The 16,537-nt window shown below is 50.7% G+C and carries 6 protein-coding genes; all 6 read left to right on the top strand.

The window, feature by feature from the left end:
- The first annotated feature begins 31 nt into the window (after positions 1 to 31).
- Genes FHW36_RS09475 through FHW36_RS09500 form a run of 6 tightly spaced genes read left to right on the top strand, consistent with a single transcriptional unit; the run spans position 32 to position 16,533 of the window.
- Positions 32 to 12,049, top strand: coding sequence for a non-ribosomal peptide synthetase (locus FHW36_RS09475; protein WP_186452367.1), 12,018 nt, complete (start codon positions 32 to 34; stop codon positions 12,047 to 12,049).
- 31 nt (positions 12,050 to 12,080) lie between these two features.
- Positions 12,081 to 12,875, top strand: coding sequence for an aspartate/glutamate racemase family protein (locus FHW36_RS09480; protein WP_145666179.1), 795 nt, complete (start codon positions 12,081 to 12,083; stop codon positions 12,873 to 12,875).
- 1 nt (position 12,876) lies between these two features.
- The gene (locus tag FHW36_RS09485) at positions 12,877 to 13,590 is read left to right on the top strand and encodes a thioesterase II family protein (RefSeq protein ID WP_145666181.1); all 714 of its coding nucleotides are present in this window, start codon (positions 12,877 to 12,879) and stop codon (positions 13,588 to 13,590) included.
- A gap of 30 nt (positions 13,591 to 13,620) precedes the next feature.
- A complete protein-coding gene (locus FHW36_RS09490) occupies positions 13,621 to 14,595 on the top strand; it encodes a TauD/TfdA family dioxygenase (RefSeq protein WP_145666183.1) in 975 nt (324 codons plus the stop codon).
- A 33-nt stretch (positions 14,596 to 14,628) separates the two neighbouring features.
- Complete coding sequence (locus FHW36_RS09495; RefSeq protein ID WP_186452368.1) at positions 14,629 to 15,678, top strand: serine hydrolase domain-containing protein; 1,050 nt, start codon at positions 14,629 to 14,631, stop codon at positions 15,676 to 15,678.
- A gap of 30 nt (positions 15,679 to 15,708) precedes the next feature.
- Positions 15,709 to 16,533: a phytanoyl-CoA dioxygenase family protein gene (locus tag FHW36_RS09500; protein WP_145666188.1), complete on the top strand. Its 825-nt coding sequence runs from the start codon at positions 15,709 to 15,711 to the stop codon at positions 16,531 to 16,533.
- Positions 16,534 to 16,537 lie beyond the last annotated feature (4 nt).

Below are 16,537 nucleotides of genomic sequence, written 5' to 3' on the forward strand. Positions count from 1 at the left end.
GCATATACATTCATTTCAAATGCTTTATTCCATGTTTCGACAAGAACAACTGGATATACTAACGGCCGCATCTATCCATAACCAGCGGGAAAAAGAATACTGGTTAACGATCATGGCCGGAGAACTGCCCCATAGCAGCCTGCCTGCAGCGCACAACACCGATCCCAAAGCGACTACCTGTCACCACTACGAGTTTTCAATAGGAGATAAGCTGCACCAGCGTTTGCAGCTATTAAGCAATGATTCAGATTACTCCCTGCAGGTAATATTAATGGCTGCACTGCAGGTAATGCTGAGTAAGTATACCGACAACGCCGATGTGATAACGGGGACGCCTATATACCGGCAAACGGAATTGTCGGCCGACCAGTTGATAAATACCGTTCTCGCCATCAGGGGGACGATAGAGGGGAATGCTACTTTTGCTTCTTTGCTGGAAGCCATGGGGCAACAGATGGTGCTGGCTATGCAACACCAGAACTACCCGATAGAGGTACTGCAGCAGGAACTGGCAGACAGCCTGGTGCCTGGTGCTGAGGGACTTTTCAGTGTAGCCCTTTTATTAGACAATATACAGGAACTGCATTATCTCGATAGTGTACAGCCAGATATTACCTTCGTATTTACCTCAACCGACAGCTCGCTCAAAGGACAGCTGATATATAAAACGGGCAGGTATGATGACGCTGTGGCAGCACGCTTGGCGCACCACTATTGTACGCTGCTGCAATACCTGGTTACCCATGTAGAACAGCCACTGTACCTGGCCGATATGATGCCGCCAGAAGAAGCTACCCTGATTCACCAGCAATTCAATGCTACCAGCCGCGAATATAATAACGCTGCGCAATGCCTGGCACAACTGATGGAAGCGCAGGTACAGCGTGATCCCACCCGGATTGCCGTTACCTGGCCGGATGGTGTATATACTTACGAGATGTTGAACCGCAAAGCTAACCAGCTTGGCAACGTACTACGTACCGCCGGTGCGGGTCCCAACCAGGTGGTGGGCGTATTGGCGGAGCGTTCGCCCGAAATGCTGACAGCGATCCTGGGTACTATGAAATCCGGGGCCGCCTATTTACCGATTGATCCTTCCTACCCGGCAGAACGAATACAGTTCATGGTGGAAGATAGCGGCTGTAAATACCTGATGGTACAATCGCATCTAACGGTACCGCCTATATCAACTGGCGTAACCATATTTAATCTGAATGACCCTGGCTTATATACCGGCAGTGGTGAAGACCTGCCATGGGTAAATAAGCCGGCCGACCTGGCCTATGTGATCTATACTTCCGGATCTACCGGCAATCCCAAGGGGGTAATGATTGAGCAGCATTCGCTGGTGAACCGGCTCAACTGGATGCACGACCGTTACCGCTTAACCGGTACCGATGTGATCCTGCAAAAAACGCCTTTTACATTTGACGTATCTGTGTGGGAGCTTTTCTGGTGGCTGTTTACAGGAGCGGGTGTTTATCTGCTGGCGCCCGGAACAGAGAAATACCCCGACCAGATGGTGGCGGAAATAAAAGCCAATAACGTTACCGTTATGCACTTTGTGCCTTCCATGCTGGTGGTGTTCCTGGAATACGTGTCTGCCACCGGGTGTGCAGCTGCCCTGGCCTCGCTCCGGCAGGTATTTACCAGCGGCGAAGCGCTGAGCGCGGCAGCAGTAAAGGAGTTTAGCCGCCTGCTGCCAGGATGTGCGCTATCTAACCTCTACGGACCTACGGAGGCCACTATCGATGTATCCTACTTTGACTGCCCCGCAACAGGCGTCCCTGACAGTATACCCATTGGTAAGCCCATCGATAACATACAGCTGTATATTACCAACCGCCATCAGCAGTTGCAGCCAATTGGCGTAGCGGGAGAGTTGTGTATTGGCGGCGTGGGACTGGCACGCGGGTACCTCAATCGCCGGGAGCTGACAGCAGAAAGATTTATCACGGTGCCCTGGCACGACACGCCGGTATATCGTACCGGCGACCTGGCCCGCTGGCTGCCCGATGGTAATATTGCTTACCTGGGTCGCATTGACAACCAGGTAAAGATCCGGGGGTACCGCATTGAACTGGGCGAAATTGAACAGCAACTGCTGAAGCTCGACACCGTGCGGGATGCCCTGGTACTGGTACAACAAAGGGAACAGGACAAGTACCTCCGCGCATTTGTAGTGCCGGCAGCGCCCTGTACAGAGCATACCATTAAAGAAGCCCTTGGCCAGGTGTTGCCCGTATACATGGTGCCTGCCTATATCACGTTATTGGATACACTGCCGCTTACCCCCAATGGCAAGGCCGACAGGAAAGCGCTACAGCGCATGCCCCTGTTTGTAGAAACAGCCGCACAGCATTGGGACGATCCGCGGGAGCAAATGGTGGCAGATATCTGGAAAGAGGTACTTAAGACCGTGGCGGCCAATGCCGCCGACAATTTCTTTTATCACGGCGGAGATTCTATCCTGGCCATACGCCTGGTGAGTAAAGTAAATACACAACTCCAGGCCAACATCGACCTGGCAGCGTTTTATGAAGTACAAACACTGGGAGGACTGATTACCCTGGCAACGGCTACGGATACACGCGCGGCTACGGCAGAGAAGACAGCGGCGCTGGAAGAGATCCATACCTTTGAATCGCAATACCTGGTTGGTATTTCAGCGGAGGGAAAACAGAATATTGACAGGGTTTATCCCATGAGCGATATCGAGAAAGGGATGTGTTATCACCACCTGAAAGATCCTGCCTTGAATGTTTACTACGAGCAAAATACGCTCGATTTTCTTTTCAGTGACATCGATATTGAACTGATTGTGCGGGCGTTGAAGTTGATGATCGCCAAGCACCCGGCACTTCGTACGGCATTTGATCTAAACCGTCTGGCGCATGTAGTCTATAAAGAAATTCCCTTGCCGCTACAGGTAGAAGATCTCATGGATAAAGACAGGGATACGCAGCAGCAGGTGATCGGCCAGTTTCTGAAAGAAAGTAAGCTGAAGGCGTTTCCATTGGCCAGTGTGCCACTGTGGCGAATTACAATGTTCCGGATCAATGCAGGGCACCTGGTATTTACAATGGAAGCACACCATGCTATTTTTGATGGTTGGAGCTGGGCCTCGTTTATGACGGAATTCAGCAACGTTTATTTCCGGTTAAAGGAAGACCCCGGTTTTGCCCCATTGCCCCTGAAATGTACTTTCGAAGATTATATCCTGGAAGAACTGTTGTGCAAGCGGAACAAAGCCATTACCACCTTCTGGAAAAATGAACTGGAGGGATATCAGCGGCTACAACTCAATGGCAGCAAGGAATCGCCGGAGTACCTGAAAATGTTCCGCACGTTCGATAGCCAATACCTGCACGGGTTACAACAGGTAGCCGAGCAGTACCAGGTGCAGGTAAAACACCTGCTCTTTGCGGCCTATGTATATGCCACGAAGATGTTGACCTATGAAAATGATATTGTTACCGGGTTGGTGGCTTTCAGCCGCCCCCTGGTGGAAGACGGAGAGCGCCTGCTGGGTTGCTTCCTGAATACAGTACCTGTGCGTATACAGGTGCCGGCAGGGCTATCGTGGCGGGAGTACCTGGCGGCCGTGGAGGAAAAACTGGCATTGATCCGAAAATATGATCAGCTGCCTTTACTGAGTATTGTAGAACAAACCAGGGAACAATACAGCGGCGGCAATCCGTTGTTTGACGCGCAATTCAACTTCGTTAATTTCCACGTCTGGAAAGAAATCAACGATAATACAACGGTAGGCGGAACAGGTGTACCATTCAGATTTGAAAGCTACCTGCGGGAAAATACACTGTTCGATTTCAATGTCGACCTGACAGACGGCAACCTCAATATTGCTATCGAATATTTCACCGCTTATATCAGTACGCCGGCGTTACAACAACTACTTTCCTGTTTTGAAAAAGCGTTGTATCACCTGCAATGTACACCTGATGAAAAGATAGACCCGCTGTTGTTGATAGCCGGTGATGTACAGCAGATCCGGGAAGTATTTAATACTACTGTAAAGCCATATGAGCAGGCAAACAATACGCTGGCGCAGCTCATGGAAGCACAGGTGCGCCAACACCCTTCCCGCATAGCGGTAAGCTGGTCAGGAGGCGCCTATACCTATGAAGAACTGAATACCAGAGCCAACCAGCTGGGCGCCATGCTACGTGCATTGGGCGCGGGCCCCGACCAGGTAGTAGGTATATTGGCCGAACGTTCCCCGGAAATGCTCGTAGCCATCCTGGCAGTAGTGAAATCCGGCGCTGCTTATCTACCTATTGATCCTGCATACCCCGCAGACCGGATACAATTTATGCTGGAAGACAGCGGCTGCAGCTACCTGCTGAAACAGCAACAGTTTCCTACTCCCGGTATTGAAGGAAACATCACTGTACTAAATATCAATAATGCGGCACTTTACAAAGGCGTAGGAGCTGACCTGCCATTAGTAAATACGCCAGCTGATCTGGCCTATATCATTTATACGTCCGGTTCCACCGGCAAGCCCAAAGGCGTGATGATAGAACAGCATGCCCTGGTAAACCGGCTCTGCTGGATGCAGTCGAAGTATCCGCTGAACAGCACGGATAAGATCCTGCAAAAGACGCCGTTTACTTTCGATGTATCGGTATGGGAACTCTTCTGGTGGCTCTTTACCGGCGCAGGTGTTCACTTGTTGTCCGCCGGCGCCGAAAAATTCCCTGATCAGATCGTGGAGGAAATAGCGGCTAACGAGGTCACCGTCATGCATTTTGTGCCTTCGATGCTCACCGCATTCCTGGACTATGTTGCCGGTGCTGGATGCGAAGCGTCCCTGCAATCCCTGCGACAGGTATTTGCCAGTGGCGAGGCGCTGTCAGCATCGGCGGTGAAGGCTTTTAATCGCCTGTTGCCGGGATGTGCGCTGTCTAACCTCTACGGACCTACGGAAGCCACTATTGATGTGTCTTACTACGACTGTCCTAAAACCGATGTGCCGGACAATATACCCATTGGTAAACCCATCGATAACCTACAGTTATATATCACAGACCGTTATCAGCAGCTGCAACCAATCGGCGTTCCGGGTGAGCTTTGTATTGGCGGTAAAGGTCTTGCCCGCGGGTATCTCAACCGGCCAACGCTAACCGCAGAGCGGTTTGTCCGGGTGCCATGGAGCGACTCCTCCGTGTATCGTACCGGCGACCTGGCCCGCTGGCTGCCGGATGGGAACATCGAATACCTGGGCCGTATCGATAGCCAGGTAAAAATCCGCGGCTATCGGATTGAATTAGGAGAGATTGAAGAAGTATTACTGCAATACGAAGACGTATCACAGTGCGCGGTGATCGCAAAACCCACCGCCGGTGATGCATTGCAGCTGCATGCTTATATTGTTCCCCAGGGAATGTTCAACCGTGAACGGATATACGAATACCTGAAACAACGTTTACCCGCTTATATGATACCACCGTTCCTGGTGGAAATGACCGCCCTTCCGCTTACCGGCAGCGGTAAACTGGATCGCAAAGCATTGCCGGAAATGGAAGCACGCAGCCAAAGCCGGCAACAACCCGCTCGCCCGCGTAACTCCATAGAGCTGCAACTCCAAACGATCTGGAAAGAGTTGCTGGGAGTAGCAGAGATAGGTATTCATGATAATATCTTCGAATGGGGAGGACATTCCCTGATGGCGATGAGAGCTATCGGCGCCATCAATACCGCCACAGGAGCAAATGCAGTGATCAGAGATGTTTTTGCGCATACCACCATTGCGCAGTTTGCAGCCTTACTGGAAGAGAAAGGTGTAGTGGCTCTGCCGCTGGCGCCCACCTTCCTGCGTAAAGGCCCCTTATCCTTTTCCCAGGAGAGATTATGGTTCATAGACAGCCTGCAGGGCAGCGTGCATTATCATATGCCCGTGGTCGTGAAAATGGAAGGACCACTGAACGTACAAGCCCTGCAACAGGCGCTGGAAAGTCTTATTGAGAGGCATGAAATCCTGCGTACGGTTATCCGGGAGGAAGGTGACCAGGTGTTCCAGTTATTGCGGGAAACAGGCGGCTGGACCATGCAATATACCGACGATGCTTCCCTGAAGGATAAAACCCTGCTGGAAGCACACCTGGAAGAACAGATCCGGCAACCATTTGATCTTTCGGCAGATTATATGTTACGGGCAGAACTGATCCGGCTGGCGCCTGATATACACATACTCCTTACCGTTACTCACCATATCGCAACAGACGGTTGGTCGCTGTCATTGATGATAAAAGAACTGATGGAGTTATACGTGGCGGCAGAAGAGAACAGAAGTCCGCGCCTGCCGGTGTTGCCCTGGCAGTACGCAGACTATGCGGAATGGCAGCGCGCACACCTGCAGGGCGATGCCCTGGCTACGCAACTCAACTATTGGGTGGGTAAGCTGAAAGGTGTATCGCCACTTGACTTTCCGACCGATCGCGTCCGGCCGGCGGTAGAAAGAATGCACGGAAGTATCGTACACCACAACATATCATTGGAACATGCTACGCAGCTGAAAGCACTCTCCCGGAAAGAAGGCGTTACCCTCTTCATGACACTCCTGGCAGCTTTTAAAGTATTGCTGTACCGCTACAGCGGGCAGGAAGATATCTGCGTAGGGATCCCGATCGCTAACCGTACCCGGGAAGAAGTGGAAAAGATGGTGGGCTTTTTTGTGAATACGCTGGCCCTGCGCAGCGATTTAGGAGGCAAGCCATCCTTTAGTGAATTTTTGCAACAGGTAAGGGAAACTACCCTCGACGCCTATACGTACCAGGAGGTGCCCTTTGAAAGGATTGTAGAACTGGTGGGTGCTGCCCGTGATATGACCCGCAGCCCGTTGTTCCAGGTCATGTTTGTATTCCAGAACACGCCGGCTACAGAAGTGATGAACTTCGGAAATATCAGCGTATCGCAGGCAAACTATGAACCGGAAACCGCCAAATTCGATTTCTCCTTCGAAGTAACGGAAGTTGCCGCAGGCTTACGTGTGAACATAGAATTCAAAACTGACCTTTTCAATGCGTCGACCATTCAACGGATGGCCGCACATTATGAACAACTACTGATAGCCATCGCCAGCGACCCCTCCCAGAAAGTGAACGAGCTCCCCCTGATGACGAAAGGGGAAGAACGCCACCAGCTCGCCGGCTTCAACAATACCACTGTCCCTTATCCGGCTGATACCACAGTGGTGCACCTGTTTGAAGAACAGGTAGCCAGAACGCCTGGTAAAATTGCGGTGACTTACGGAGAACAATCGCTTACCTTCCGGGAGTTGCATCAGCAGTCAGCCGCGCTGGCCGCTTTCCTGCAAACGAAGGGCGTAAGCCGGGGAGAGATGATTGCCCTCTGCCTCAACCGCTCACTGGAAATGATCATCGGCATCTGGGGTATCCTTAAAGCCGGATGTGCCTACGTACCTATTGATCCGGCTTACCCGGCCGACCGGATTAGTTATATACTTACAGATACGGATACACGATTAATATTGACAGATGAGTCATCGGCCTCCCGTATTCCGATGGCAGAAAACCTGGAGCAAGTGCTGTTGGATACACATTGGCCTGTCATCAGGGATACGCCGCCAGTAGACACCGATAGCTACCCGCAGCCGCACGACCTGGTATACGTTATCTATACGTCTGGTTCTACCGGCAAGCCTAAAGGGGTGATGATAGAACATCATTCGCTGGTAAACCGTCTTACCTGGGGGCAACAGCAATACCCGCTGCATACAACAGATGTAATCATCCAGAAAACACCTTTTACGTTTGACGTATCCGTATACGAGCTGTTTTGCTGGTCATTCACCGGCGCGCAGCTATACCTGCTGAAACAGGGAGAAGAGAAGTATAGCGACCGGATTGTGGAAGTGATGATCAATGAGAAAGTGACCATCATGCACTTCGTACCCTCTATGCTCACGCCGTTCCTGGAATACATACAGGAATCGCCGGAATTACAGCAGTTGAAAGGCCTCCGGCAGGTATTTACCAGTGGCGAAGCATTATCAGCCGCTGCTGCCCGGCAGTTTAAACAGCTGCTGCCCTGGTGTGCATTATCTAACCTTTACGGACCTACGGAAGCCACGATCGAAGTGTCTTACTACAACTGTCCCGACGACAATATCCCGGATAATATTCCCATAGGGCGTCCTATCAACAATACCCGCCTGTATATTGTGGATGCCTGGGGCAAACTACAACCGGTAGGCATTGCGGGCGAATTATGTATTGCCGGTGTGGGGCTGGCCCGCGGTTATCGTAACCGGGACGATCTCACGGCAGAAAAATTCGTATCCGCTGCCTGGACCGATGAACGGATATACCGTACCGGTGATCTGGCCCGCTGGCTGCCCAATGGGAATATCGAATACCTGGGCCGCATCGACGACCAGGTAAAAATAAGAGGCTACCGGATTGAACTGGGCGAGATTGAAAACGTGTTATTGCAACACCCGGCAGTAAGCCAGGCGGTGGTAATTGCCCGGGCCGATCATAGCGGGGTTAAGCGCTTACAAGCCTATGTTATTTGCCGGGCGCCATTTGATAAAAGCGATATCCTCGCATTTATCGGCAAACATGTACCAGTGTATATGGTACCGGATATTCTCCTGGAGTTACCCGACTTCCCGCTGACTACAAGTGGTAAGGTGAATAAGAAAGAATTGCCTGATTCGGACAATACTGGCATCCAATCAGTATATGTAGCTCCCCGCAATACCACCGATCAGCAGCTGGCTGCCATCTGGCAGGAGTTGTTACGGCTTCCGCAGGTGAGCATCCAGGATAACTTTTTCCGCCTCGGTGGTCATTCTCTCATGGCTATGCGGGTAATGGCTGCCATACGGAAAGATATGGGCGTTGCACTGTCTATCAAAGACCTGTTTACCTATACCACGATCACTGCACTATCAGATTATATCAGCAATCGTGGCACCAGCAGCCCCGTGCCAGCTATTGCTCCTGTGGCGGTATCCGCCAGGCCTGCACGGATTCCGTTATCTTTCTCCCAGGAAAGGCTCTGGTTTATTGACCGCCTGGAAGGAAGTATACATTATCATATTCCCGGGGTGCTGGAGCTGAACGGTACGCTCGATAAAGAGGCACTGGAATATGCCTTCCGCGAAGTAGTGAACCGTCACGAGGTACTGAGAACCGTATTGCGGGAAGAAGACGGAAGGCCCTACCAGGAGGTAATGCCGGAAAACCGGTGGAAGATGATCTATCGCGAAGATCCTTCAATGACCGACCAGCAACGCTGGCAGGCGCATGTGGTGAATAGTATCCAGCAGCCTTTTGACCTGGCCACAGACCATATGCTGCGCATCGAACTGGTGAAACTATCCGACGTAAAACACAAGATGATCCTGGTTATACACCATATCGCAGCAGATGGTTGGTCGGTATCTATTCTTACCAGGGAGCTGTCGGAATACTACCATGCCTGGCTGGAGCAACGCGCACCGGTACTGGACGCATTGCCTTTGCAATATGGCGATTACGCCACCTGGCAAAGAGGATACCTGCAAGGGGAAGTATTGGAGCAGCAATTGAAATACTGGAAAGATACCCTGACAGGGATTCCGCTGCTGCAACTGCCGGCCGATTTTGAGCGCCCGGCTATAGAAACGATGAAAGGTGGCGTTATTCACTACCGGGTAGATGAAACTGTTTGTGCGCAACTAAAGGACCTGGCGCAGCGCGAGGGCGTTACTTTATTTATGCTGTTAATAGCCGCCCTGAAGGTGCTCCTGTTCCGCTACAGCCGCCAGGAAGATATTTGTATAGGCGTTCCCGTAGCCAACCGTATGGAAAAGGAACTGGAGCCATTGATCGGCTTTTTTGTAAATACGCTGGCCCTCAGAAGCCGTTTCCGGGGACAGCAGTCTTTCGCGGAGCTATTGCAACAGGTAAAGCAAACCACCCTCGATGCATACGCCCACCAGGATGTCCCTTTCGAGAAAATAGTGGAGTCTGTAGGCGTGGAAAGAAGCATGAATCACAGCCCGCTTTTCCAGGTGATGTTTGTGCTGCAAAACACCCCGGAGATTATGGAGAGCAGGTTAGGAGAGGCGGTGATCAGGCCCGAAGAGTTTAATCGCACCACCTCCAAATTCGATCTCACGTTCGATATCACCGAAATGCAAAATGGGCTTTCCCTGCTGGTAGAATACAACAGCGATGTATATGCCGCCGCTTCCATGGAAAGACTGGGGGCGCACTATTGCCAACTGCTGAAGGCGATTGCAGAAAGTATTCAGCCATCATTGCAGGAGTTAGCGGTTGCCAGCGAAGAAGAACTGGCTACGGTAGCCGACTTTAGTCAGGGACCGGCAACGCCGCCTCCTGCCACAACGGTGCTGGATACGCTGGCACAACTGGCCCTTACATATGGTGCTGTCACCGCCGTGGTGGCTGGTTCTGAGCAATACTCGTTTGCCGCGCTGGAAACATGGTCCGGGCAATTAGCCCGCCGCCTGCAACAGGCAGGCGTAAGACCTGCCGATGTAGTTGGTATCAGCATGACCGCCTCTCCGCAGCAGCTCATTGCTTTACTGGCCATCTGGAAATCCGGCGCCACAGCCGTGCCGCTGAATGCGGATACACCGCCAGAGTACTGGCGGAATGTGGTAAAACAAACGGGCGCGCAGTGGTTGTTGACTGATAGGGATATAACCCGATTGCCAGCTGGACTACTAACAGTAATAGATATAAGGGGGCAGGCAGCAGATATGCCGGACGTAGGAAAGGATCTGTCATTGTCTCTGAACAGCACCGCTTACACCAGTTATACTACCGGGGCGGATGGTTTGCCATTAGGTTTTACCGTAAGCCACGCACAGCTTGGTAGCCGCCTGGAACAGGCCGGGAAGGCCTACCTGGGGGAGGGCATGGGAACAACCGCCACCGTAGCCCATGAAGGACTTGGCTTCGATAAATGGTTAACGGTTGTATTGGCCTCATTGCTGGCAGGGAAGAAGGTGGTAATGCTGGCGCAGACCCTGCCTGAAATGCTCGACAACCCCGATTTACTAAAATATGCTCCTTACGATTTTATCGCGTTACCTTCCTCCGCATTGCCCCTGGTGGCAGAGCTGGCGGCTGTTTGGAAGTTGACCGATAAATACGTCACCAGTGGAAGGCCCTTGCAACGGGCACATCTTGCGGAGTTGGCCGCCGTTAATGAGCGTTGTATTATCGTGAACGAATACAACGCACCTGGCGCAGCCATCGGTTGTATTGCCACCAGTATATGTATCACCGATGCCGTTAGTCAGCCGGGAAATAGCATACGCCTCGGCCGCCCACAAAACAATGTAACGGCCCTGGTATGGGATACCCTCGGCCGTCCTGTTCCGCCCGGAATGCCCGGAGAGCTGTGTATTGCCAGCAACGCCACCCCTTATCATACCGGCGACCTGGTACGCTGGGACCAGGAAGGCAACCTCGAATACCTCGGCCGCCTGGACAATGTGATAGAAATAAACGATCACCTGGTGAATCCCGCAGCAGCGCACCACTTGCTCCTGCGATATGCCGGGGTACAAGATGCCCTGGTAGCGGTGAAACCCGGTACAGAAGGCACACTGCAGCTACAAGCCTGGGTAGTGGCCAACTCCGGATTTACGCCCTACGACGCCATGCAATGGCTGTCGGAATACTTGCCTGCACAGTGGTTACCTGCCCAAATTACCCTGATAGAGGCACTCCCGGTATTGACAACTGGTCGCTTGCAGGAAGGTCATTTGTCCGATAATGGCCAGCCAAAAGGCGATGATACGCCGGCAACACCCACAGAAATCATACTGGCAGCCATCTGGCAGGAAGTACTGAAGGTAGAACGGATAGGACTATACGATAATTTCTTTGAAAAGGGCGGAGACTCACTGGTGACCGTAAAAATATTGAACCAGGCCCGAAAGAAAGGCATCGTATTCCGTATCCGCGACATTTTTATGCACCAGACAGTCGCCTCCCTGGCCGCCTTTATAGATGCCAGCGTAGCAACACCTCAATCCTGACGCTTTTCTTTTACCCCTTAATACTTTTCACATGCGTACGGCAAAGAAAGAAGTGATAGGCGTGATTGGCGGCTGCGGCCCCCATGCCGGTATTATGCTGGCAGAAAATATTTTCAGACAAACCCTTGCCGGCTCAGACCAGGAGCATTTACCCATGTTGCTGTCATCTATGCCAGACCAGATACCCGACAGAACAGCCTTTATCCTGGGAGATGCTGATGAAAATCCCGCCTGTGCTATTGCCTCGATCATCCTGCAAATGGAGGCGCAGGGCGTTACAGTGGCAGGCATTGCCTGCAATACTTCCCATGCCCCCATTATCTATCACACGATACAGGGAATTCTCCACGCAGCCAGGTCAGAAGTGAAATTGCTGCATATGATTGAGGAAACGATGTATTTCCTGGAAGAACATTTCAGGCAGGCAAAACGGATCGGCGTACTGGCCACTGATGGTACCTATAAAACCGGGTTGTATGAATACGCTTTGCAGCAGCATGGTTTTAACTATATCAAGCCGCCGGCAGACTTTCAGCATAAATATATCCACCAGTGTATCTATGACAAGAAATACGGTATCAAATGTCAGTCAGCGCCGGTTACACCACAGGCCATGGAAATAATGGAAAAGGCCGTGCAGTACTACCGCGACAAAGGCGCAGAAGCGCTGGTGCTGGGATGTACGGAGTTTTCGCTGGCGCTTAACCGTAGTACCGTATTTGATATACCGGTGATAGATTCTACGAAAGTGATGGCCCGCGCGCTTATCCGGGAAGCGGCGCCGCATAAATTATGTCAACTAAACTATCACCAACTGACTGTATAATATGCAAAAGATTAAACTGTTTTGTTTTCCATTTGCCGGCGGCGCCGCCTCATTTTATAACCCCTGGAGAACGTTGCTGCCGGACTATCTCGAACTGCATTGCTTTGAATTGGCCGGTCGTGGCAGCCGTATCACGGAATCGTTGTATAGCTCCATCGCAGAAATAGTAGATGAGATCATGATTAAACTGCGGCCCGCATTTGAATCTGGCCCCTATGCGCTCTTCGGGCACAGCATGGGTGGTATCATTGTATACGAGCTGACAAAGCGGATCAGTGAACAAAACATGCCCATGCCCGTGCAGATATTTATTTCCGGGAAAGGTCCCTTGCATTTACCAAGACCGGAACTGAAGATATACAGCATGCCCGACGATGAGTTTCAGAAAAATATGATTGAAATGGGAGGGATCTCAGAGGACTTTTTCCGCTCACCAGAACTGGCTTGTCTTTTTATCCCGGTTATCCGCAATGACATGCGGCTGGCAGAAACATTTGAAGTGAAAGAGCTGGCGCGGCTGAGCTGTAACATTACCGTTTTTTATGGCGAAGAAGAAATATTGAAACCCACCGATGTAGAGCAGTGGCGATATTACACCAAAGGCGTTTTTAAAGCACACTACTTCAAAGGCGGACATTTTTTTATCAAGGATTATACCCGCGAAATCATAGATATTATATCCAACACCATCATGCAAACCCAAATGAGCTGCTGATACCTCGCACGGCTCTGCTAAATCACTGTTATGGAAATTACCAAATCACCCTTTAGCCCGGATATCTCAGAGGATACCTTGTTTCCGATGAGGATCCGTTTTCCCAAACATACGGGCATCGATGAGCTTATACACTTTTACCACAGTAACCGGGAGTTTATTGCCGGTAAGCTGCAACGTAATGGGGCTATCCTTTTCAGCGGGGTGGATATCCACTCCCGGGAGGATTTTCAGACGGTGATGTCGTCTATGGGAGAGCGCTTCCTCGACTACGCAGATGGAAACTCTCCCCGCACCAAACTGTCTGATTTCGTATATACGTCCACGGAATATGATGCCGGTAAAAGTATTACCATGCACAACGAACTGTCTTATTCCGCCCGTTGGCCATCCAGGATCTGCTTTTGCTGTATTACGCCTGCAGCTACCGGTGGTGAAACGCCTATTGCCGATGGCAGGGAAGTGTTGAAACAGATGAATGCGTCGTTGGTATCAACTATCCGGAACAAAGGATTGCTGTATATCCGAAATCTTCATGGTGGCGCGGGTTTTGGCCCATCCTGGCAGGATACTTTCGAAATGGATGACCGCGAACAGGTAATGGCATATTGCCGGGAAAGGAATATGACCTACGAATGGAAGGAAGACGGCGGTATTAAGTTGATGCAATTTAGCAAAGGGATTATCCCGCACCCGGCTACAGGCGAGCTGGTCTGGTTCAACCAGATCGACCAGTTTCATCCTTCTCATATGGGCCGCGATGTGTACGATGTTTTAATGCAGATGTACGAACGGGAAGAAGAGCTACCCACCTATATCACCTTTGGGGATGGCAGCCCGGTATCGGATACCACGGTAGCCCATATCCTCGATGTCATGGATCGCGTATCCATCGTAAGACCCTGGGAGAAAGGCGACCTTATTCTCCTGGATAATGTTTTGGTAAGCCATGGCCGGAAACCCTTTACCGGCAAACGCGAAGTGCTGGTATCTATGATGCAGTAATCTATGTATTCATCTCCTAACAAGATAGCTATTATGAAAAATCTTTTCTTACTCAGTTTCCTGTTCCTGCTGCACACCTCCGCAAGGGCACAGATAGTCACCCTTAAAGGACAATCCATTTCCCCTGTTGAGGTGGATGATTTCATCCAGGAAAAAATGAAACACTATAAGATCCCCGGACTGTCTATTGCCATTATCAACAACGGACAGGTAGTCTATAACCGTGCCTTTGGCGTTGGTAATACCACCCAGGGAAAGGCGATTGACACCAATGCAATCTTTGAAGCCGCCTCTCTTTCTAAACCCATATTCGCCTTCGCGTTCGCCAAACTGGTAGACCAGGGGAAAATTGCATTGGATACCCCCCTTTATAAATACCTGGAATACGATGATATTAAATACGACGATCGTTATAAACTCATCACCGCCCGCATGGTGCTGTCGCATACTTCCGGGTTTCCCAACTGGCGGGAGAATAATAAAGACGGTAAACTCAATATTAAGTTCACACCAGGGGAGCGGTTCTCCTACTCCGGCGAAGGCTACGAATACCTGAGCCATGTGGTAAAAAAGATAACAGGAGAGGATTCGGAAGATTATATACGCCAAACGGTATTTGTGCCACTGGGGATGACACACAGCTATTACAAATGGAACAGTGTGATGGACTCCATGGCGGTAACCGGGCATGACCGCTCTGAAGTGCCGCATAAAAAATGGAAACCTAAGGAAACCTCGGTAGCATCAGGGTTGCATACCACCGCAGTTGATTATATCCATTTCCTGCAGGCCGTGATACAGCATAATGGTGTATCAGAAAGAACACTCGACGAGATGGAAAAACCACAGGTGAAAGTAACAGACCGTGCCATTCATGCAGACACCTGGGGACTCGGATTTGGTATTAAAGATACGCCGGAAGGTACCGTCATCAACCACTTTGGAGCAGATCCTTATTTCGAATGTTATATGGAGATACTGAAAGGTGGCAAGACGGGGATGGTATATTTCACTAACTGTAAGGGAGGACTAAAGATCATGAAACAGCTCCGGAAAAAACTGATTGTAGGAAAGGCTGCCTGACTATTATCCACGCCATTAAACCCCTTTTGTATGAAAATGACAAAATCAATGGAAACAGCATTCCGGGAAGATGGATACCTGATGCTGGAATCACTTTTTTCTGAAGAAGAAGTATCCTTTATACTCCATCAGCTGCCCATACTGATGGCCAGCGAAACACCCCATGTGGTAAAGGAAAAGAACGGGCAGGTACGTTCAATATACGGGCTGCACGAAATCAACGTAATCTTTGAAGAGCTGGTCCGCGTAGAGCGCCTGATCAACATTGCCCGATCCCTGCTCAACAGCGATGTATATATCCATCAAACAAAGATCAATATCAAACAGGCATTTGATGGCGAATGGTGGGAGTGGCACCAGGATTTTCCGTACTGGCACCTGTATGATGGCATGCCTGTCCCCCGGGTACTTTCTGTCATGATTTTCCTGGATGAAGTCACTGATTTCAACGGTCCGCTTTACGTGATACCAGGTACACATGAATTAGGGATGGTAGATTTTGAGAAGAAAGCAACCGTGGGCATCGATGGCGCCCCGGCCTATACCTCGTCGCTGAGCGCCAACCTGGAATACACCATTGAACGGAAGGTATTAAGCCAATGGTTCCGGCAACGCGGTATTTTCGCCGCTACCGGCAAACCCGGTACAGCACTGGTGTTTCACGGTAATATCTTTCATGCATCCAATTGCAACCTGTCGCCGCTCGATAGGAGGGTGCTGATTATTACCTACAACAGTATTGAAAATACATTGACGACCGTGGAAAAGGAACGCCCTACTTTCTTAAGCAATCGCAACTTTACCCCCTTATTGCCGGTACCCGATAACTTCCTCCGCATAGGCAATACCTTATAAAAAA

The sequence above is a fragment of the Chitinophaga polysaccharea genome (assembly GCF_007829335.1).
GTDB lineage: Bacteria > Bacteroidota > Bacteroidia > Chitinophagales > Chitinophagaceae > Chitinophaga > Chitinophaga polysaccharea_B.